The following is a 20254-nucleotide window of genomic DNA, read 5'->3' on the forward strand; positions in this document are numbered from 1 at the left end:
CCGTCAGCTCGCGCGCCGGCCGCCCCCGCGTTCCGTCCAGGCGCGGGGGCGCAGCGGGAGGGGGGAGTCGCCGTCCGGGGTGGGGCGGGTGGCCAGGATCTGGTTGACGCCGATGCGGCCGTGCTCGAAGGAGAGGGCGGAGGCCGCCATGTAAAGGCGCCAGATCCGGGCCCGCCCCGGGCTGGTGAGCCGGACCGCGTCCGCCCAGTCGGCCTCCAGGTTCCGCACCCAGCGGCGCAGCGTCAGGGCGTAGTGCTCGCGCAGCGACTCGACGTCGCGGACCTCGAAGCCCGCGTCCTCCAGCAGGGAGACGGTCCGGCCCAGCGGTGCCAGCTCGCCGTCGGGGAAGACATAGGCGTCGATGAACGGGTCGGCGCGGTAGGCCGATTCGTCCGGCAGCGGGCGGCGCGCGATCTGGTGGTTGAGCAGCCGCCCGCCCGGGCGCAGCAGGCCGAACAGCCGGTCGGCGTACTCCCGGTAGCGGACGGCGCCGACGTGCTCGGCCATGCCGATGGACGAGACGGCGTCGAACGGGCCGTCGGCCGTCTCCCGGTAGTCCTGGACCCGGATCTCCACCCGGTCGCCGAGGTCCTCCTTGGCCACCCGCTCGCGGGCGTAGGCGGCCTGCTCAGCGGAGAGGGTGATGCCCACGGCCCGCACCCCGTAGTGCTGGGCGGCGTGCAGTACCAGCGATCCCCAGCCGCAGCCGACGTCGAGCAGGCGGTCGCCCTCGCGCAGCGCGAGCTTGCGGCAGATCAGGTCGAGCTTGGCGGCCTGCGCCTCCTCCAGGCTCATGGTGTCCTCGTCCCACACGGCACACGAGTAGACCATCGAGGGGCCGAGGACCAGCTCGTAGAAGTCGTTGCCCACGTCGTAGTGGTGGCTGATGGCCTGCCGGTCGCGGCGCGGCGAGTGCGTCGGCCCGCCGCGGCGGCGGATCTCCTCGCGGGGCGGCGGCAGGGGAACGGGCAGCGGCCGGCCGGCCAGCGCGAGCATCTCGCGGACCGCCGCCAGCCGCGCCCGGCCGGCCATCGGGGGACGCCGCCCGTGCAGCAGGACCGCCATCCCCTCCAGCGCCCGGTACAGGTCGCCCTCGACATCGAGCTCCCCGGCCACCCAGGCCCTGGCCATCCCGAGCTCGCCCGGCCGGAACAGGATGCGGCGCAGCGCTCGCGGGTGCCGCAGCACGAGGACGGGCTCGGCGGGCGGCCCCGCCTCGCTGCCGTCCCAAGCACGCAGGCGCAGCGGGAAAGGCGTTCCGAGGAACTGTCCGGCGAGAGCGGTGAGACGGGGGGCGACGGCCATGGGACACATCTCCAGGAATCTCTACAAGTCGGGACAGGCGCCAGAGGACAACCTTGGCACCTAGGTGTCGTAAAACGCCCTCACCCTGCCGTCGATTCCGCCGCCGGGCGTAGTGGAACGGAAAAGGGGCGGGTTCGGCTCTCGCCGCCCGCCCCTTCCGGGACCGCCTGAGGAACTCCCGTGGGATTCCCGTGGGATTCCGTGCCGTCGTCAGCTCGCCCTGGCCGCCGGCTCGTCCTGCCGCCGCTTGGCCTCGGCCGCCGCGGTGACGGGCGCCGCCGCCTCGTAGAACTCCTCGCGCGGGTGCTCCATCGCGCCGAGGGATACGACCTCGCGCTTCAGGAACATGCCCAGCGCCCAGTCCGCGAAGACGCGGATCTTGCGGTTCCAGGTCGGCACCGCCATGCCGTGGTAGCCGCGGTGCAGATACCAGCCGAACCGGCCGCGGAAGCGGAGGGTCAGCTTGCCGAGCTTGATCAGGGCCACGCCCTTGCGCAGGCCGAGGCCGGCCACCGCGCCCATGCTGGCGTGCTTGTACTCGTGCTGCGGGAAGCCGCGCATCCCGGAGATCACGTTGTCGCCGAGCAACTTGGCCTGGCGCAGCGCGTGCTGGGCGTTGGGCGGGCACCAGGCGTTCTCCTGGCCCGCCGCGCGGGCGGCCAGGTCGGGGACCTGGGCGTTGTCGCCGGCCGACCAGATGTAGTCGGTGCCCTTGACCTGGAGCGTGGGCTCGGTGTCCACGTGACCGCGCGGACCGAGCGGCAGACCGTAACGGGCCAGCGCCGGGTTGGGCTTGACGCCCGCCGTCCACACGATGGTGTGGGAGTCGGCCTCGACGCCGTTGCTCAGCACCACGTGACCGTCGACGCAGGAGGTCAGCGACGTCCCGAGGTGGACCTCGATGCCGCGCTTCCTCAGGTGCTCGAGGCCCCACTCGCCGAGCTTGGGACCGACCTCGGGGAGGATCTTGTCCGCGACGTCGACGAGGAGGAAACGCATGTCCTCACGCTTGATGCTCGGGTAGTACCTGGCCGCGTCGCGGGCCAGGTCCTCGATCTCGCCGATGGTCTCGGCGCCCGCGAAGCCGCCGCCCACGAAGACAAACGTGAGGGCCTTGCGGCGGAGGCTCTCGTCCGTGGTGGAGTCGGCCTTGTCGAACTGCTCCAGCACGTGGTTCCGCAGCCCGATCGCCTCCTCGACACCCTTCATGCCGATGCCCTGCTCGGCCAGGCCCGGGACGGGGAAGGTGCGGGACACCGCGCCGAGGGCCACGACCAGGTAGTCGAAAGGCACCTCGTACGGCTGGCCGACGAGCGGCGACACGGAGGCGACCCTGCGGTCCTGATCGATGGAGGTGACCCGGCCGGTGAGGACCTCGGCGCCCGGCAGCACGCGGCGCAGCGGCACCACGACATGTCGGGGGGAGATGCTTCCGGCCGCCGCCTCCGGGAGGAACGGCTGGTAGGTCATGTACGAACGCGGGTCAACGACGGTGACGGTCGCCTCGCTGTAACGCATCTTCTTCAGGATGCGGCGGGCTGCGTACAAACCGACGTACCCGCCACCAACGACGAGAATGCGGGGACGCTCCGTGGTGCTCATGCCATTGAGTATCCACCCGGCTGGAGGGGGGTGCTCGTGAGGGGCTTCACAAGCAGAACGGTGGGTTCTGCTACACTACGCCCCTTTGTTACTCGCGCGTAAGCGTCTCCGCACCGCGCCGCCGGGCACGTGGAGAGATCAGCGCTGGTCGCCGGGGTGATCCACCCCGTGACCGCCTCCCCCGAACAGTCGAGCGGCGCCGCGCACACCGCCCGGAACCCCCCGGATCCGGCCGCGAAGGGCCTGCCGGGCGGCGCTGCCCGGCCCTTCCCGCCCCAGGTCGGGACTATTTCGGGGAACCCCATGTGAAAAACTTCACGAACTTGTTCGCGGCCCCCGTTCAGGGGTCACGACGCTCCACAGGATGCCGTCCAGGATGTCGTGTTCACTGACCACGACCTCCCGCGCGCCGGTGCGTTCGAGGACCTTCAGCAGCACCAGCGCGCCCGCGCCGATCACGTCCACCCGGCCCGGGTGCATCACCGGGATCGCGGCGCGCTCGGCGTGGGTGGCGGCGAGCAGGCGGGTGGTGATCTCCCGGACGCGCTCGGTCGTGAGACGGGAGTGGTGGATCGCGGCCGAGTCGTAGTCGGGCAGGTCCAGGGCGATCGCGGCGAGCGTGGTCACCGAGCCGGCCAGCCCGACGAGGGTGTGCGTGGCGTCCAGCGGCACCCGCTCCGCCGCCAGCGCGAGCGCGGCGTCGATGTCGGCGCTCATCGCGGCGATCTGCGCCGGCGTCGGCGGGTCGGTGATGGCCCCGTCGCGCAGCAGGTGCCGCTCGGTCAGCCGCACGCAGCCGATATCGACGCTGCGGGCAGCTCGCACCGCGTCGTCGCCGAGCACGAACTCCGTGGAGCCGCCACCGATGTCGAGCACCAGGTACGGCGGCGTTATCCCCGGCCGCCCGGTCAGCTCCCCGGTCGCGCCGGTGAAGGAGAGCGCGGCCTCCTCGTCGCCGCTGATCACCTCGGGCGTGATGCCCAGGATGTCCCGCACGCCGCGCGTGAAGTCGTCGCGGTTCTCCGCGTCGCGCGAGGCGGAGGTGGCGACGAACCGGGTCCGCTCCGGTGTGACGCCGTGCTCCGCCATCGCCGCGGCGTACCGGCGGCAGGCGGCGAAGGTGCGGTCCAGCGCCTCGGGGGCCAGTCGGCCGGTGCGGTCCACGCCCTGGCCCAGGCGGACGATCTCCATCCGCCGGTCCAGGTCGGTCAGCCGCCCGGTCGCCGGATCGGCGTCGGCGATCAGCAGGCGGATGGAGTTGGTGCCGCAGTCGATCGCGGCGGCTGCCGTCATGTCTCGTCGTCTCCTTCACCGGACGCGCCGGAACGGACCTGGACACACGGGCCCTTGCGCCACCACTCGGGCAGCAGGGCCAGCGCCTCGTCGCCCAGCGGATTGACCCCGGGCCCGGCGGCCAGGGAGTGGGCGACCAGCACGTGCAGGCACTTGACCCGGTCGGGCATCCCGCCCGCGCTGGGGAAGCCGGGCAGCACCTCGATGGCGTCGCGGCGCGCGAGGTAGTCCTCGTGGGCGGTCCGGTACGCGGCGGCCAGCTCCGGGTCCTCGGCCAGCCGGACCGTCATGTCCTTCATGACGCCCTCGGCCTCCAGGGTGCCGATGGCGGAGGCCGCGCGCGGACAGGTCAGGTAGTAGGTGGTGGGGAACGGCGTGCCGTCCGGCAGACGGGGCGCCGTCTCCACGACGTCCGGGCTGCCGCAGGGGCAGCGGTGCGCGACCGCGCGCAGACCGCGCGGCGGCCGGCCGAGCTGCTCCTCGATCGCGGCGGCGTCCGTCGGGGTTGGGGTTTCCACGAGTGGCTTTCTGTCCGGGAACTGGGGGACGTCGCGGCGTCAGCTCGGCCGGTCGGCCTTGTCGACGCCGTCCCACAGATTGTCGTACCAGGGGCGGGGGGCGGGGGCACCACGGGTGCGCAGGCGCTCGTCGTCCTCCTCGTCCCCGCCGGCCTCGCCGTCGCCGTCACCGGCCTCCGGGAGGAGAAACCCGATCTCGCCGGGCCGCACGTACTGCAACCGCTCGCGCGCCTGTTGTTCGACATACGCCGGGTCCTGCCAGCGGGCCTTGGCGTCCCGCAGGTCTTCGACCCGCTGCCGCTCCTCCTGGGCCTGCCGCCGCAGGTCGGCGATCTCGGTGCGCTGCTGGATGTACTGCCGCAGCGGATAGGCGAGCGCGACGATCAGGGAGCACAGCACGAGTGCCAGGATCGCGGCCCGGCCGGTGAGGCGGCTGCGGCGCGGCGGGCGGCGCAGCCGACGGCTCTGCGCGCGGTAGACCCGCGCGGCGGCCTGCTCGCCCAGTGCCCTGAGTCTGGTGGCGGTGGAGAACCGGTCCCGCTCCGCGGCCACGTCGCCTCCCTCACACCCCAGTTCGCCGTACCCGTGCCCCGCCACCGTACGGGACGGAGGGCGGGGACGGGCGTAGGGCGGGCGGACGGGACGGACAGGACGGGAGGTCCCGCCGGTCCGCCCCCCGGGAGTCTCAGCCGCGGAAGCGCGGGAACGCGCTGCGCCCGGCGTAGACAGCCGCGTCGTCGAGGATCTCCTCGATCCGCATCAGCTGGTTGTACTTGGCGACCCGCTCGGAACGGGCGGGGGCGCCGGTCTTGATCTGACCGCAGTTGGTGGCGACGGCCAGGTCCGCGATGGTGACGTCCTCCGTCTCGCCGGAGCGGTGGGACATCATGCACTTGAGACCGTTGCGCTGGGCCAGCTCCACGGCGTCCAGGGTCTCGGTCAGCGAGCCGATCTGGTTGACCTTCACCAGCAGCGCGTTGGCCGCACCCGCGTCGATGCCGCGCTGGAGCCGCTCGGGGTTGGTGACGAAGAGGTCGTCGCCGACGATCTGTACCTTCCCGCCGAGCTCGGCGGTGAGGGCCTGCCAGCCCTCCCAGTCCTCCTCGCTCAGCGGGTCCTCGATGGACACCAGCGGGTACGCCTCGACCAGCTCGGCGTAGTACGCCGTCTGCTCGGCGGCGGTGCGGGACTTGCCCTCGAAGGTGTAGACGCCGTCCGAGTAGAACTCGGTGGCGGCCACGTCCAGGGCGAGGGCGATGTCCTGACCCGGGGTGTACCCGGCCTTCTGGATGGCCTCGACGATCAGGTCGAGGGCCTCGCGGTTGGAGCCGAGGCTCGGCGCGAAGCCGCCCTCGTCGCCCAGGCCGGTGCCCAGGCCGCGCTCCTTCAGCACCTTCTTGAGCGTGTGGTAGGTCTCGGCACCCCAGCGGACGGCCTCGGAGAAGGACTCCGCGCCGATGGGGGCGATCATGAACTCCTGGATGTCCACGTTCGAGTCGGCGTGCGCGCCGCCGTTCAGGATGTTCATCATCGGCACCGGGAGCAGGTGCGCGTTGGGCCCGCCGAGGTAGCGGAAGAGGGGGAGGTCGCGGGATTCGGAGGCGGCGTGCGCCACGGCGAGGGAGACGCCGAGGATGGCGTTGGCGCCGAGCGAGGACTTGTCGGCGGTGGCGTCCAGGTCGAACATCGCCTGGTCGATCAGCCGCTGCTCGGTGGCGTCGTAACCCACCAGCTCGGGGCCGATCTGCTCGATGACGGCGAGGACGGCCTTCTCCACGCCCTTGCCCAGGTAGCGGCTCTGATCCCCGTCGCGCAGCTCCAGCGCCTCGAAGGCCCCGGTGGAGGCCCCGGAGGGAACGGCGGCACGACCCGTGCTGCCGTCGTCGAGGCCAACCTCGACCTCGACCGTGGGGTTGCCTCGCGAGTCAAGGATCTCGCGGGCTACGACGACGTCGATAGACGGCACGAGGTTCTCCTTAGGTCCGAGTGGATGTCATCAGTGGCGTCTTCAGCCCTCTGAGCGTAGCCGCCCCGGGAGGCCGCACTGGTCGCCAGCTCGCCCTAAGCACTCGATACCCCTCTGAAAGCCCAGCTCAGAGCGGGGGCCACCTTTTTGTTCAACGGGAGAAGAAAACCCGGTGCGGGGGCGTCGCCCCGCACCGGGTTCCGGTTCACCGGCGTGGGCCGGGGCGGATCAGACGCCGAGCTCCTGACCGGGGTGGATCAGGTCGGGGTTGTCCCCGACCACATCGGCGTTGTCGGCCCAGAGCTGCTGCCAGGTGGTGTCGTGCTCCTCGGCGATCTCCGAGAGGGTGTCACCGCGCTTGACGGTGTAGGTCCCGCCGTTGCTGTCGTCGGCGGGCACCTCCTCCTCGCGGGCCGGGGCGGCCTGCGGCTCGGCCGGGATCTCCTCCGCGGGCTGCGGCTCGGGCGCGGGCTCGGGAGCCGGCTCCGGGGCGGCGCCACCGGGGTTCACCTCGGCGGCCGGGCCGCCGGCGGACAGACCCGCCTGCGGGCCGCAGACCGGCCAGGCGCCGGGGCCCTGCATCGAGAGAAGCACCTCGGCGGCGGCGATCTGCTGGTCCTTGGAGGCCAGGTCGGCGCGGGAGGCGTACTGCGAACCGCCGGCCGCTTCCCAGCTCGACTGGGAGAACTGCAGGCCGCCGTAATAGCCGTTGTTGGTGTTGATGGCCCAGTCGCCGCCGGACTCGCATTGGGCGACGGTGTCCCAGGTGTCGACGGAGGCGGCGCCGGCGCCGGTGGCGCTCAGCAGCGGAAGCGCGACCGCGGCGGCGCCGGTGACGGTGGCCGCGGCGGCGAAGCGGGTCGGTCTGGACGGACGACGATGACGGCCCTTGCCTGTGAACAGCATGACGATCCTTCTCACCGACGCCTGCGAGGTGAGCTGTCGGGTTCGGGTCTGGTGAGTTGCCCGGCCCCTGGCGCCTTGCGGCGTCCGGGGCTTCACCCCAAGCCGTTGCCGGGAGTGCGGTCCGGCGCGGCATCCGCGCCCCGGTGTCGGCTACCGGGTCGCGGCCTGGGTCCCCCGCTCCTGCCTGCGGTGGTGCGCGATGGTGGTCCCCGAGGCCGGCGGCAGGATTCGGCGTTCGGCTTCGGTGCCCGGCGAGACGTCGAGCGGAGGGACACTAAACACACGCTCACTAACGATTCAAGAACGATGAAGATCACCGGCGTGGCGGGGGTTGACGCGCGAGAAGTCGGATTTGCCCAGGTCAGCCAGGGAGGCGAAACGACGGAAGAGTCCGATATCACCGAAGTGCGGGGAGATGATGGTCACACTTTTCAGATCGCAAAGTTGCGCTCGCGAATCGATACCTAACGGGCCGCGACCGCCAACTCCAGCACCTGGCCCGGGAGTATGAAGTCTGGATTGTCGCCAATGACCGTTTTATTCGCCTCGTAGAGGGCGGGCCAGCCGCCGGACACCCCGGACACCACCGCAATGGCGGACAAGGTGTCCCCCCGCCGCACCTCGTAACGGTCCGCGTGCCGCCCGGTCGTGGCGGCCGGCTCCGCACCGGCCTCCGCCTCCGCCGGGTCGAGCTCACCCCGGTGCCGCCCGCCGCCGTCCGCGCTCCCGGCCGCCTCCGCCGCGTCGGGCTCGTCACCGGCGGGCTCCTCGGCCGCCTCTCCGGCCGCCTCCGCCGCGGGCTCCTCCGTCGGCTCCTCGACCGATCCCTCGACCGATCCCTCGACCGATCCCTCGACCGGCGGCTCGGACGGCTCCAGGCCGGGCTCCGTGTCCGGTCCCTCGACCTCGCCGCCCTCCTCACCGGGTACGGCCGACTCCTCCGGCCCCCCGATCTCCTCCTCGGCCTGGGCCTCCTCGGCCTCCTCCGCCCGGTCCACGTCGTCCCCGTGCTCGGCGCGGAACTCCTCCCACAGCCCCGACAGCAACGCGCACCCCGGCAGCGCTTCCTGCCCCTGGTCGGCGAGCATCCGCGTCGCCACCGTGATCTGTTGCGCCCGGCTCGCCAGGTCGGGCCGGAGCGCGAGGTCGAGCCCGCCGTACCGCTCCCACAGGCTCAGCGGCAACTGGAAGCCGCCGTAGTAGCCGTTACCGGTGTTCGCCGTCCATATCCCGCCGCTCTCGCACTCGGCGGCCTGGTCCCACGTGCCATCACTCACCGCGTTCGCCGAGCCCGCGCCGATCAGGGGCAACGCGATGCCCGCGCCCGTCACCCCCGCGGTGACGAGAAAGGCCGGAGCCTGTCGTGGACGACGGTGACGGCCGGTCCGGGAGCGCATTTGACGGTCCTCTCATGCGAACACTGTTACGGATGAGGGGAACCTAGTCCTCCGTCCGCACGATCACAAGTCGATCCCGCCGGGATAACGTGTTCATCACACTGCTGACGCTCTGTCACCTTCCGCCGTGAACGCGACCGGCAAGGACCGCAGCCCACGCATGATCAGCCCGCCCCGCCAGCGCAGATCGGCCGGCTCCGCCGCCAGCCGCACATCCGGCAGCCGCCGCAGCAGCGTCGCCAGCGCCGTGCGTGCCTCCAGCCGTGCCAGCGGCGCGCCCAGGCAGTAGTGGATGCCGTGCCCGTACCCCAGATGCGGATTGTCCGGCCGCCCCAGATCCAGCGCGTCCGGCGCCGCGAAGCGGGCCGGATCGCGGTCCGCCGCCGCCAGCACGACCAGCACCGGATCGCCGCGCTCCACCCGCTGTCCGCCCAGCGTCAGCGGCTCCGACGCGAACCGCCACGTCGCCAGTTCCACCGGCCCGTCGAACCGCAGCAACTCCTCGACCGCCGAGGCCATCAGCGCCTCGTCCCCCGCCGCCACCGCGCCCCGCAGCCGCGCCAGCTCCGCCGGGTTCCGCAGCAGCGCCAGGGTGCCGTTCCCGATCAGGTTCACCGTCGTCTCGAAGCCCGCGAAGAGCAGGATGAACGCCATCGACGCGGCCTCGTCCTCCGTCAACTGCTCACCGTGGTCCGACGCCCGGATCAGACCCGAGATCAGGTCGTCCCCCAACTCCCCCCGCTTGCGGTGGATCAACTCCCCCAGATACGTCCGCATCCGCCGCACCGCGCGCCCCACCCCGCCGCGCTTGCCCGCCGTGTGCAGCATCATCCCGGCCCACCGCCGGAAGTCGTCCTGGTCCTCGGGCGGCACCCCCAGCAGGTCGCAGATCGCGTAGATCGGCAGCGGGAACGCGAACTCGTCGATCAGGTCCGCCGATCCGGCGCCCGCGAACCCGTCCACCAGCCGCTCCGACAACTCCCGCACCCGCGGCTCGAACTCGGCCACCCGGCGCGGCGTGAACGCCGTCGACACCAGCCGCCGCAGCCGCGTGTGGTCCGGCGGGTCGATGTTCAGCAGATGAGTCATCACGTTCGCGCCGCGCTCCCCCGGGATGCCGACCCGCCCCGAGGCGTGGTCCGCCGCGCTGTGCCGCCCCGGGTTCTTGCTCAGCCGGGGATCGGCCAGCGCCCGGCGCGCGTCCGCGTACCGCGTCACCAGCCAGGCAGCCACCCCGCTCGGCAGCACCGCCCGGTGCACCGGCGCGTTCTCGCGCAGCCACGCGTACGCCGGATACGGGTCCGCCGTGAAGCCCTGGTCGAACAGCGTCGGCGGCTCCCCGCCCTCAGCCATCCGCCGGCTCCGGCCGTCGCTGGTCCGGGATCACCGCCGAGACCCGGAAGCCCCCGCTGTCCGTCGGCCCCGACACGAACCCGCCGCCCAGCGCCGTCACCCGCTCGCGCATCCCCACCAGACCGTTCCCGCCGCTCGGCAGCCGCGCGCCGTCCGGCGCCCCGATCCCGCCGTCCGGCGCCTCGTTCTGCACCAGCACCGCCACCTCGCCGTCCCGGTGCGCCAGCCGCACCCGCGCCGCCGCGCCGGCCGCGTGCTTGTGCACGTTCGTCAACGCCTCCTGCACCACCCGGTAGGCCGTCGACTCCACCTGCTCCGCGTACCCGCGCGGCTCCCCCTCCACGGCCAGGTCCACCGTCATCCCCGCCGCCCGCGACTCGGCCACGAGCACCGCGACCTCCGTCAGCGACGGCCCCGCGTCCTCCGTCACCCGTACCGCCACCGCGATCTCCGCCAGCCGCGACGGCGCGTCCGCCCGCCGGCCGTCCCCCGCCCGCAGCACCCCCAGCATGGTCCGCAGCTCGGTCAGCGCCTGCCGGCCCATGTCGCCGATCAGCGCCGCGTTCTTCGCCGCCTTCTCCGGATTCTTCGGCGCCACCGCCTGCACCGCCGCCGCGTGCACCACCATCAGGCTCACCCGGTGCGCCACCACGTCGTGCATCTCCCGCGCGATCCGCCGCCGTTCCTCGCCCCGCGCCCACTCCGCGCGCTCCTCGGCCCGCTCGGCCAGCAGCGCGAGCTCCCGCTCCAGACCGTGCGCCCGGTCCCGCAACGACTCCACCAGCCGCCGCCGCGCCCGCACATACAGCCCGAGGAGCACCGGCGGCACCACGCAGGCCACGCCGAACAGGATGGACACCAGCGGCTGGAACCACACCGGCATGCCCTGCTCCCGCAGGTCCGCGTCCTGGTCCATGAGGAGATAGGTGACGATGACCGTCCCGGCGCCCTCCATGCACGCCAGCGCCCCGATGATCCGGCGCGGCGCGTCGGTGGTCGCCAGGGTGTAGAGGCCGACAAGGGCCAGCATGGCGCCCATGTTCGCGGGCAGGACGGCGACCGAGACCAGGATCACCGCGAGCGGCCAGCGGCGGCGCACCAGCAGCGTCAGCCCGGCCAGCGCCCCCGGCACGACGACCAGTCCGACCGGCAGCCCGGTCCGGTCCGCGAACCCGACCCCCTGGCCCGCGCACTCGGCGGCCGAGGCCAGCGCCAGCCCACCGTCGAGCACGACACTGCGCCGCCGGGTCCACCACCCGAGCGCGAACCTCCGCCCCGGTGCCTCCCCCGCCCCCGTCGCATTCATAACGACCAGACTAAGGGCGCGGTCTACTCCTTTTCAGGAGGGTGAGGATGGTCGGGCCGGCGGCCGGACCGGACGTGGGAGGGGCGCCGTAACGTCGTGCCGGGGGCCGGTGGGCTGGGATAGTGTGGGGTGCCGGTTCAGCGGCCTGACAACCAGGCCGCCTTGCCCGATATGCCATCCCCTGTGGTGTAATTGGCAGCACTGCGGTTTTTGGTGCCGTATGTCCAGGTTCGAGTCCTGGCGGGGGAGCCTCTTCCAGCGCTCAGCGCGCGCGCCCCAACTGCCGCGGGCAGAGCTGTTCGTCGGCCCACTGCCGCACCACCACCGGGTCGTACGGCCCGCGTTCGGCCGTGCGCTCGAAGGCCGGCCGCTGGATCTCCGGAAGCGTCCGCCCGTACTGCCCTGTGTACGGCGGCGCCGAGCCACACCGCCCCGCCGCGAGCCGCGTCGGCGCGGCAGGCGCGAGCCGCGTCGGCGCGGGACGGGTGGGCGCGGCAGGCGCGGGACGCGCCGGCGCGGGACGGGTGGGCCGTCAGGCGCCGGGAATCGTTGTCAGGAATTCGCCGGTCCAGGCCAGGAGGTCGCGGCCGGTCACCGGTTTGCCGCCGACGCGGGCCGTCGTCGGGCGGGGGACCAGGATCTGGCGGGCGGTGCGCTTGATCAGTGAGCCGGGGTAGACCCGGTTCAGCCGCAGCTCCCGCGACTCGGGCAGCTCCACGGGCGAGAACCTGATCTTGTTGCCCTGGAGCGTGATGTCCGTGACCCCGTGGGAGCGGGCCAGCATCCGCAGCGCGGCGACCAGCAGCAGGTTCTCCACCGGCTCGGGCAGCGGCCCGTACCGGTCGGCCAGCTCCTCCCGCACCGCCCGGATGTCGTCCTCGGTGTTGGCGGCGGCGATCGCCCGGTACGCCTGGAGGCGCAGCCGCTCCCCCGGCGCGTAGTCGTGCGGCACGTGGGCGTCGACCGGCAGCTCGATCTTGACCTCCAGCAGCGACTCCTCCGGCTCGGCCCCGCCCGCGTCCTCCCTCAGCGCGGCCCGGAAGTCGGCGACGGCCTCGCCGACCATCCGCACGTACAGGTCGAAGCCGACGCCCGCGATGTGGCCGGACTGCTCACCGCCCAGCAGGTTGCCCGCGCCGCGGATCTCCAGGTCCTTCATCGCCACGTACATGCCCGCGCCCATCTCGGTGTGCTGCGCGATGGTGGCCAGCCGCTCGTGCGCGGTCTCGGTCAGCGGCTTCTCCGGCGGATAGAGGAAATAGGCATAGCCGCGCTCCCGGCCCCGGCCGACCCGGCCGCGCAGCTGGTGAAGCTGGGAGAGGCCGAAGGTGTCGCCGCGCTCGACGATGAGGGTGTTGGCGTTGGCGATGTCGATACCGGACTCCACGATCGTCGTCGAGACCAGCACGTCGGACTTCTTCTCCCAGAAGTCCACGACCACCTGCTCCAGCGCCGTCTCGCCCATCTGCCCGTGCGCGGTGGCGATCCGCGCCTCCGGGACGATCTCCCGCAGCCGGGCGGCGACCCGGTCGATGGACTCCACCCGGTTGTGGATGTAGAAGACCTGACCCTCGCGCAGCAGCTCCCGGCGGATCGCGGCGCCGATCTGCCGCTCCTCGTACGGTCCCACGAACGTGAGCACCGGGTGCCGTTCCTCGGGCGGGGTGGTGATGGTGGACATCTCCCGGATGCCGGTGACGGCCATCTCCAGGGTGCGCGGGATGGGCGTGGCCGACATGGTGAGCACGTCCACGTTGGCGCGCAGCTTCTTGAGCTGTTCCTTGTGCTCGACGCCGAAGCGCTGCTCCTCGTCCACGATGACCAGGCCCAGGTCCTTGAACTTGACCTCCGACGAGAACAGCCGGTGGGTGCCGATCACGATGTCCACGCTGCCCTCGCGCAGCCCCTCGATCACCGTCCTGGCCTCGCCGTCCGTCTGGAAGCGGGACAGCGGCCGGACGCTGACGGGGAACTGGGCGTACCGCTCCGAGAACGTGCCGAAGTGCTGCTGCACCAGCAGCGTCGTCGGCACCAGCACCGCGACCTGCTTGCCGTCCTGCACCGCCTTGAACGCGGCGCGGACCGCGATCTCCGTCTTGCCGTAGCCGACGTCGCCGCAGACCAGCCGGTCCATCGGGACCGACTTCTCCATGTCCTCCTTGACCTCGCCGATGGTCGTGAGCTGGTCGGGCGTCTCCACATACGCGAAGGCGTCCTCCAGCTCCCGCTGCCACGGGGTGTCGGGGGCGAAGGCGTGGCCGGGGGCGGCCATCCGCGCCGAGTACAGCTTGATCAGGTCGGCGGCGATCTCCTTGACGGCCTTGCGGGCCCTGGCCTTCGTCTTGGTCCAGTCGGCGCCGCCGAGCCGGTGCAGCGTGGGGGCCTCACCACCGACGTACTTGGTGACCAGCTCCAGCTGGTCGGTCGGCACGAACAGCCGGTCGCCCGGCTGGCCGCGCTTGGCGGGGGCGTACTCCACCACCAGGTACTCCCGGGTGGCGCCCTGCACCGTGCGCTGCACCATCTCGATGTAGCGGCCGACACCGTGCTGCTCGTGGACGATGTAGTCCCCGGCCTCCAGGGTCAGCGGGTCGAGGGTCTTGCGGCGCCTGGCCGGCATCCGCACGCCGTCGCGGCCGGCCGCCCGCTGGCCGGTGAGGTCGGTCTCGGTGAGCACGGCGAGCTTCAGCCCGGGGGCCAGGAAGCCGTGCTCGATCGCGCCGCAGGAGACATGGACGACGGCCGGGGCGATCTCACCCGCCAGGGTCCCGTCGAGGCGCGCGGCGATGCCCTCGCCGGCGAGCACCTCGGCGGTCCGGGCGGCGGGGCCCTGGGCCTCGGTCAGATAGACCACGCGCCAGCCCCCGGCGAGCCAGCCCTTGGTGTCGGCCAGCGCCCGCGCGGTGTCGCCGCGGTACGTCTCGGCGGCGCGCAGGCCCAGGCGCAGGGTGTCCTTGTCGGCCTCCTCGTCCGGGGAGAACGGGGAGACGGACCACCACGGCAGGCCCAGCTCGGCGGCGTGCCGGCGGACCTCGGCCAGGCCGCGCAGCGAGGCGGCGCCGACGTCGATGGGCGCCTCACCCGTGTCGGACATGGCCGCGGCGGCCCACGACGCCTGAAGGAACTCCTGGCTGGTGGCCACCAGATCGGCGGCCCGGCTCCGGACCCGCTCGGGGTCGCAGACGACGGCCATGCTGCCCGCGGGCAGCACGTCGAGCAGCAGCTCCATGTCGTCGACGAGCACGGGCGCCAGGGACTCCATACCCTCCACGGCGATGCCCTCGGCGATCTTGCCCAGCAGCTCGTCCAGCTCGGGGTGGCGCGCGGCCAGCTCGGCGGCGCGGCGGCGCACGTCCTCGGTCAGCAGCAGCTCACGGCAGGGCGGCGCCCACAGCCCGTGCTCGGCCACTTCGAGGGAACGCTGGTCGGCGACCTTGAAGTAACGGATCTCCTCCACGTCGTCGCCCCAGAACTCCACGCGCAGCGGGTGCTCCTCGGTGGGCGGGAAGACGTCGAGGATGCCGCCGCGCACGGCGAACTCGCCGCGCTTCTCGACCAGCTCCACGCGCGTGTACGCGGCGGCGGCCAGCGCCTCGGTGATCCGGGCGAGGTCGGCGCTCTGGCCGCCCCGCAGGCTGACGGGCTCCAGGTCGCCCAAGCCCTTGACCTGCGGCTGGAGCACGGACCGGACGGGCGCGACGACGACCGAGACCGGGCCGGCGCCCGGGTCGTCGGCCAGCGGGTGGGCCAGGCGGCGCAGCACGGCCAGCCGCCGGCCGACCGTGTCGGCGCGCGGCGAGAGCCGTTCGTGCGGCAGCGTCTCCCATGCGGGATACTCCACGACGCCGTCCGGGGGCAGCAGCGAGCGCAGGGCGGCGGCCAGATCCTCGGCCTCGCGGCCGGTCGCGGTGACCGCGAGCACCGGGCGCCGGGCCGCGCGGGCCAGGGCGGCGACGGCGAACGGGCGGGCGGCGGGCGGGCCGACCAGATCGAGATGGCGCCGACCGCCGTCGGCTGCGGCTGCGGCTGCGGCTGCGACGGCCTCGGCGAGGGCTGGCTCTTCTACGACGGCGTCGAGCAGGCCGTGCAGGCTCATGAGGGGTCCGTCCGGGGGTGGAGGAGAATGCTTGCGGGTCTTCACTTGCTGGTGGGGTGCACTTCTTGGTGGGCGGCACTTGCTGGTGGGCGGCACTTCTTGGTGGGCGGCGCGTGCGGCGCGCCGCGGGCAACGCGAATCACCCGGCACGCGCGGCGGGCCGGGGGTTTCCAGAGTACGCGCCCGGCCCGACAGTCACGCCAGGTGACCGGCGAGGCCGCTCAGCAGCAGATCGATCCCGTTGCGGAACTCGACGTCGGGCGAGAGGTCCTTGGCGTGCCGGACGACATCGGCGAGCAGCGGGTAGTCGTCGCCGCCGGCCGCCCCGCTCGGCGGACCGAGCCGGTCGGTCTGGAGCGCGCCGATCAGATAGCTGATCAGGCCGCGCAGACCGATGAGGCGCTGGCGGCCGGTGAACCCGGCGGCGCGCAGCACGCTGAGCACGGCCTCGGCCCAGCGCCACGCGCCCGGGGAGTCGTGCCGGTGGGTGAGCACCAGCGGCATGGCCTCGGGGTGGGCGGCGACGGCGGCGCGGAGCCGGGCCAGGAGGACGGCCACCTGCTCCTGCCAGGGCTCGCCGGGCGGCGGCACGACATCAACGGCGGCGAGCATCCGTTCGGCGACGAGGCTCTCCAGCTCGTCGCGGCCGGCGACATACCGGTAGAGCGACATGGTCGCCATACCGAGCTCGGCGGCGACCACGCGCATGGAGAGCGCGGCGAGGCCGTCGCGATCGATGACGGCCAGGGCGGCATCGGTGACCTGGGACTGCGTAAGGGATTTGGGACGCGGCATAACCTTGACAGCGTACAGGATACGCCCATACGGTCGGTCGGCGTACAGCGCACTCTTTTGAGGAGGGTGACCATGCCGGAGGCGACACCAGACGCCACTCCCGGAGCCACCGAGGCCACCGGGGACCCGGCGCCCGAACCGGCGCGGATTCCCGTGGGCACGGTGATCGAGGCCGAGGTCGAGACGATCTCGGGCGACAGGATCGCGATTCCCGCCGGAGAGGGGCTGCTGCATCTCCAGTTCCGCCGCTTCGCCGGCTGCCCCATCTGCAATCTGCACCTGCGGTCGGTGGTCCAGCGGCACGACGAGATCGCCGCGGCCGGCGTCCGCGAGGTGGTCTTCTTCCACGCGCCGCCGGACGACCTGCGCGGGTACGTCGAGGACCTGCCGTTCGCCGTCGTGCCGGACCCGGACAAGACGTTCTACCGACGCTTCGGCGTCGAGTCCGGACTGCGCTCGATGGGGCCGCGCGCCTGGGGAGCGATCGCCCGGGGCTTCCTGGTGGTCTTCGGGCCGATGGTGCGCCGCAAACGGCCCGCCCCCAAGTTCACGCCGCACGGCGGCCAGCTCGGCCTGCCGGCGGACTTCCTGATCGCCCCGGACGGCCGCGTCCTGGCCGCCAAGTACGGCGACCACGCCTACGACCAGTGGTCGGTGGACGAGCTCCTGGCGCTGGCCGCCGCCGCCCGGGCCGGGGAGCCGGACCAGTCCGTCTGAGCGGCGGCCCGCGCCTCTCCCCGCCCTCTCCGCCCCCGCCGTGGCCGCGGCCCGCCTATGCCGTGGCCGCGGCCACCCGGATCACCGGGGCGTGGCGGACCGGGAAGTTGACCGAGTTGGCGATGAAGCAGATCCGGTGGGCCTCCTCGTGCAGCGCGGTGGCCGTTCCGACCATGCCCTCCTCCGCCACGGTGACCACCGGGTTGAGCACGACCTCCGTGAACGCCCCGCCGCCGCCCGGGGTTTCGCGCATGGCGCCCTGGGCCGCGTCCTCGTAGCCGGTGACCACCACGCGCTTGAGCGAGCACAGCGCGAGATACGACAGCATGTGGCACTGCGAGAGCGACGCGACGAGCAGCTCCTCCGGATTCCACCGGTCGGGGTCCCCGACGAACGCCGGGTCGGCGCTGCCCAGGATCATCGTCGGCTTCCCGGCCACGGTGATCTCGTGGTCACGGGCGTACTTCCGGTATCCCGAGGTGCCTTCCCCGGTGTCGCCCGTCCACCGGACCGTCACGTCGTAGCCGTGCTCTCTGTTCCTGCTCACCTGGCCGCTCCTTCTGACGTTCCGGACCGATCGTGCCCGGCATCACCACTGTCGCAGGTCCGTCCGGGCGTCCGGGCGTCCGGGCATCCGGGCATCCGGGCATCCGGGCATCCGGGCATCCGGCGAGCATGTCTCCGAACGCGCGTACGGCCGGCGGGAGCGGCGCCTCCGGGCGGGCCGCCACCAGCACCAGCCGGCGGCCGGCCGCCGGGCGCGGCGGCGGCACGGTGGTCCCGCCGGGCGGGGTCCGCGCCGTGACCGTGCGCCGTAATGACGTGTGCATGCCGTCAATCCGTTACCTGTCGCACTCCCCGCCGAAACGTTCCGGCGGGAGTATGTCGAACGCATGAGCACACGCGGCTCTGCTGAGCCGAATCCACCCCCACCACAAGGGAGTTCCGCGTGATCCGAGTGCGCAACGCCGTCCTGCGCCGTGTTGTCTACGCGCGTCGACGGCTGGCCCTGATAGCCGCCGTCACCGGCCTCATATCCATCGCCGCCCTCTTCACTGGCCCCTCCGCCCAGGCCGCCCTGCCGACCCCGGTCAGCGCCTCGACCGCCCGGAGCTACCTGGCCGCCCTCCCGGTCCGCACCGAGAACCGGACGGGCTACAACCGCGACCTGTTCCCCCACTGGATCACCCAGAGCGGCACCTGCAACACCCGTGAGGTGGTGCTCAAGCGCGATGGCACCAACGTCGTGCAGGATTCAGCCTGCGCCGCGGTGAGCGGCAGTTGGTACTCGCCGTACGACGGCGCCACCTGGTACGCCGCCTCCGATGTCGACATCGACCACCTCGTTCCGCTGGCCGAGGCGTGGGACTCCGGCGCGGGCTCCTGGACGACGTCGCGCCGCCAGTCGTTCGCCAACGACCTGACCCGCCCCCAGCTCATCGCCGTCACGGACGACGTGAACCAGGCGAAGGGCGACCAGGACCCCGCCACCTGGATGCCCTCGCGCTCCAGCTACCACTGCGTTTACGCGCGCGCGTGGGTGCAGGTGAAGTACTACTACGGCCTCGCCGTGGACTCCGCCGAGAAGAGCGCGCTGACCAGCATCCTCAACGGCTGCGCCTAGCCTCCCGGCTGCCCCGAACCCCCTCCTCCGCCGTTCCGCACCGTGCTCACACCACGCGGGCGGCGGAGGAGGGCCCGGGACCCGGCCCCGGTGCGGGCGCCGATCAGCCGGGGCGGGACGAGGTCCAGGCGGTCATGGAGGCCCGGTCACGCCTGGGCACCCGCCCGGTCCTCGAGGCGGAGCAGCGGGCCCTGGCCGGGCGGCGGTCCGGACGTTCCCGCGGGCCTTCGGCTGGTCCGCCGGGTCGGCGCGGTCGGCCCGCCCCCGCCGGGTCGGCGCGGTCAGTGCGGGATGTCCGCGATCAGCGCGCCGGCGCCCTGCCGCTTCAGCGCGAGCGCGGTGGCGGTGCCGAGGTCTTCCGGGCTGAGCGCGCCGGCCCACTCGTGGGCGTCCAGCACCCGCTTGCCGTCGGGCGTGAAGACCCGGCCGCGCAGGGAGAGCCTGCCGTCCGGCTCGGCCTTGGCGTAGCCGGCGATGGGCGAGTTGCAGTGTCCCTGGAGAACGTGCAGGAACATCCGCTCCGCCGTGGCCTCCCGCCACGTGTCGTGGTGCCCGAGGCCGCTCACGGCGTCGATGGTCGCGGTGTCGTCCTCACGGCACTGGAGAGCGAGAATGCCGGCGCCGATCGGCGGGCACATGGTCTCCGGCTCCAGGATCTGGGTGATCCGGTCGACCCGCCCGATGCGTTCGAGGCCGGAGACGGCGAGCAGCAGCGCGTCGGCCTCGCCCGCGTCGAGCTTGGCGAGGCGGCTGTTGGCGTTGCCCCGCATCGGCACGCACTCCAGGTGCGGGTGGCTGGTGGCGAGTTGGGCGATACGCCGCACGGACGAGGTGCCGACCCGGCTGCCCGCCGGGAGCTGGTCGAGGGTGAGGCCGCCGGGCTGGACGAGGGCGTCGCGGATGTCGTCGCGCCGCAGATACGCGGCGAACACGGTCCCAGCCGGCAGCGGCCGGTCGGCGGGCACGTCCTTGAGGCAGTGCACGGCGAGATCGGCCTCGCCGGCCAGCAGCGCCGCGTCGACCTCCTTGGTGAACGCGCCCTTCCCGCCCAGCGCCCCGAGGTCACCCATCCACCGGTCGCCCGAGGTGGTGACGGGCACCACCTCCGTCGTGATCTCCGGCCACAGGACCGCCAGTTCGGCCCGGACCCGCTCGACCTGGGCGAGCGCCATGGGCGACGAACGGGATACGACGCGGATCAAGTCAGCGGTGGCAGCCATAGCAGCGATGCTAGCCCGTCCGATCATCTCCCGAGCGCGCGCCTCACATCTCCACGCCCCACCACAAACACACACACCCCTCCCCCACCTCCCACGCCCCGCGCTCGCCCTTGCCCTTGCCCTTGCCCGTCAGTCGCGTGAGACCCACCGATGCTT

The 20254-nt window shown here is 72.8% G+C and carries 16 protein-coding genes, 1 tRNA gene and 1 riboswitch; of the genes, 3 read left to right on the forward strand and 14 right to left on the reverse strand.

The genetic code is table 11. From position 1 onward, the window contains the following. Positions 1-3: 3 nt before the first annotated feature. From OIE51_RS10290 to OIE51_RS10335, 10 genes are all read right to left on the reverse strand, one after another. Entirely contained in the window at positions 4-1305 is a 1302-nt protein-coding gene (locus OIE51_RS10290) for a cyclopropane-fatty-acyl-phospholipid synthase family protein (protein ID WP_326597138.1), read from the reverse strand. Positions 1306-1515: 210 nt separating this feature from the next. Continuing rightward, positions 1516-2907: an NAD(P)/FAD-dependent oxidoreductase gene (locus OIE51_RS10295; protein WP_326597139.1), complete on the reverse strand. Its 1392-nt coding sequence runs from the start codon at positions 2905-2907 to the stop codon at positions 1516-1518. A gap of 315 nt (positions 2908-3222) precedes the next feature. Beyond that, the gene (locus OIE51_RS10300; protein WP_326597141.1) at positions 3223-4200 is read right to left on the reverse strand and encodes a Ppx/GppA phosphatase family protein; all 978 of its coding nucleotides are present in this window, start codon (positions 4198-4200) and stop codon (positions 3223-3225) included. Further along, the gene (locus OIE51_RS10305) at positions 4197-4718 is read right to left on the reverse strand and encodes a DUF501 domain-containing protein (protein WP_326597143.1); all 522 of its coding nucleotides are present in this window, start codon (positions 4716-4718) and stop codon (positions 4197-4199) included. The genes OIE51_RS10300 and OIE51_RS10305 overlap by 4 nt, the downstream gene beginning before the upstream one ends. A gap of 39 nt (positions 4719-4757) precedes the next feature. After that, entirely contained in the window at positions 4758-5270 is a 513-nt protein-coding gene (locus OIE51_RS10310; RefSeq protein ID WP_326597144.1) for an FtsB family cell division protein, read from the reverse strand. A 133-nt stretch (positions 5271-5403) separates the two neighbouring features. After that, positions 5404-6684, reverse strand: coding sequence for a phosphopyruvate hydratase (gene eno / locus OIE51_RS10315; RefSeq protein ID WP_326597145.1), 1281 nt, complete (start codon positions 6682-6684; stop codon positions 5404-5406). A 228-nt stretch (positions 6685-6912) separates the two neighbouring features. After that, a complete protein-coding gene (locus OIE51_RS10320; RefSeq protein ID WP_326597146.1) occupies positions 6913-7590 on the reverse strand; it encodes a transglycosylase family protein in 678 nt (225 codons plus the stop codon). Between the two features lie 3 nt (positions 7591-7593). Beyond that, a riboswitch (cyclic di-AMP (ydaO/yuaA leader) is annotated at positions 7594-7727 on the reverse strand. Between the two features lie 327 nt (positions 7728-8054). Beyond that, on the reverse strand, positions 8055-8987 hold the full coding sequence (locus OIE51_RS10325) for a transglycosylase family protein (protein ID WP_326597148.1): 933 nt from the start codon (positions 8985-8987) through the stop codon (positions 8055-8057). Positions 8988-9083: 96 nt separating this feature from the next. Beyond that, positions 9084-10340, reverse strand: a complete 1257-nt coding sequence (locus OIE51_RS10330) for a cytochrome P450 family protein (RefSeq protein ID WP_326597149.1) — start codon at positions 10338-10340, stop codon at positions 9084-9086. Beyond that, positions 10333-11646 carry a sensor histidine kinase gene (locus OIE51_RS10335; protein WP_326597151.1) on the reverse strand — a complete coding sequence of 438 codons (1314 nt, stop codon included), beginning with the start codon at positions 11644-11646 and terminating at the stop codon, positions 10333-10335. The genes OIE51_RS10330 and OIE51_RS10335 overlap by 8 nt, the downstream gene beginning before the upstream one ends. A gap of 177 nt (positions 11647-11823) precedes the next feature. On the opposite strand from OIE51_RS10335, the gene OIE51_RS10340 reads away from it, so the two are divergent. Further along, positions 11824-11895: transfer RNA gene (locus tag OIE51_RS10340), tRNA-Gln, on the forward strand. A gap of 283 nt (positions 11896-12178) precedes the next feature. On the opposite strand, the gene mfd is transcribed toward OIE51_RS10340, so the two are convergent. After that, positions 12179-15742 carry a transcription-repair coupling factor gene (mfd, locus tag OIE51_RS10345; RefSeq protein ID WP_326597153.1) on the reverse strand — a complete coding sequence of 1188 codons (3564 nt, stop codon included), beginning with the start codon at positions 15740-15742 and terminating at the stop codon, positions 12179-12181. A 195-nt stretch (positions 15743-15937) separates the two neighbouring features. Then, positions 15938-16537 carry a TetR/AcrR family transcriptional regulator gene (locus OIE51_RS10350; protein ID WP_326597154.1) on the reverse strand — a complete coding sequence of 200 codons (600 nt, stop codon included), beginning with the start codon at positions 16535-16537 and terminating at the stop codon, positions 15938-15940. 72 nt (positions 16538-16609) lie between these two features. Between OIE51_RS10350 and OIE51_RS10355 the strand changes: the two genes are divergently transcribed. Beyond that, positions 16610-17254: a peroxiredoxin-like family protein gene (locus OIE51_RS10355; protein WP_326597156.1), complete on the forward strand. Its 645-nt coding sequence runs from the start codon at positions 16610-16612 to the stop codon at positions 17252-17254. Positions 17255-17309: 55 nt separating this feature from the next. On the opposite strand, the gene OIE51_RS10360 is transcribed toward OIE51_RS10355, so the two are convergent. Continuing rightward, positions 17310-17801 carry an OsmC family protein gene (locus OIE51_RS10360; RefSeq protein WP_326597158.1) on the reverse strand — a complete coding sequence of 164 codons (492 nt, stop codon included), beginning with the start codon at positions 17799-17801 and terminating at the stop codon, positions 17310-17312. 402 nt (positions 17802-18203) lie between these two features. On the opposite strand from OIE51_RS10360, the gene OIE51_RS10365 reads away from it, so the two are divergent. Further along, on the forward strand, positions 18204-18878 hold the full coding sequence (locus OIE51_RS10365; RefSeq protein WP_326597160.1) for an HNH endonuclease family protein: 675 nt from the start codon (positions 18204-18206) through the stop codon (positions 18876-18878). Between the two features lie 281 nt (positions 18879-19159). Here OIE51_RS10365 and hemC read toward each other — a convergent pair whose 3' ends face one another. Further along, entirely contained in the window at positions 19160-20098 is a 939-nt protein-coding gene (hemC, locus tag OIE51_RS10370; protein WP_326597161.1) for a hydroxymethylbilane synthase, read from the reverse strand. Positions 20099-20254: the final 156 nt, after the last annotated feature.

The organism is Streptomyces sp. NBC_01803, from assembly GCF_035917415.1.
Taxonomy (GTDB): Bacteria; Actinomycetota; Actinomycetes; order Streptomycetales; family Streptomycetaceae; genus Streptomyces.